1 protein-coding gene is annotated in these 537 nt (G+C 69.1%); it reads left to right on the forward strand.

All coding sequences use genetic code 11. The annotated features are described in order from the left end of the window. On the forward strand, positions 1-537 hold a 537-nt coding region (locus CDA63_RS20170; RefSeq protein WP_126547000.1), incomplete at both ends, for an IS3 family transposase.

Genomic DNA, 537 nt, shown 5'->3' on the forward strand with positions numbered 1-537 from the left:
CCGCCAGCGGCTATTACGCTTGGCAGCACGCGCAACAGCCGGCCGTCGCTGCGCCAGAACCGGCATGGGAAACGGCCCTGGTCAAGGTCTTCGGGGTCCATAAGCGCTGTTACGGTACGCGCCGCCTCCAGGTGGCGCTGCGCAAAAAGGGCTACTGGGTGGGCCGTCAGCGCCTGCGCACGGCCATGCGCCGCCGGGGCCTGCGCGCGCTGCAACCCAAGGCTTTTACCCCGCGCACGACCGACTCGGCCCACGGCCTGGGCTGCGCCCCGAACCGGCTGTTGGACCAGCCCAAGCCCACCCAGGCCAACCGGGTCTGGGTCAGCGACATCACGTATCTGCCGCTGGCCAACGGCGAGTGGGCCTACCTGTGCGCTTTTCAGGACATGGCCAGCAAGCGGGTCGTGGGCTGGCAGGTCGGGGCGACGATGCCCGAACAACTGGTGACCAGTGCCTTGCAACGCGCTTTTTGGTCCCAGCCGCCCACGCCGGGCCTCATCGTCCACTCCGACCGCGGCGGGCAATACTGCGGCAACG

The organism is Hymenobacter amundsenii (genome assembly GCF_002204745.1).
Classification (GTDB): domain Bacteria; phylum Bacteroidota; class Bacteroidia; order Cytophagales; family Hymenobacteraceae; genus Hymenobacter; species Hymenobacter amundsenii.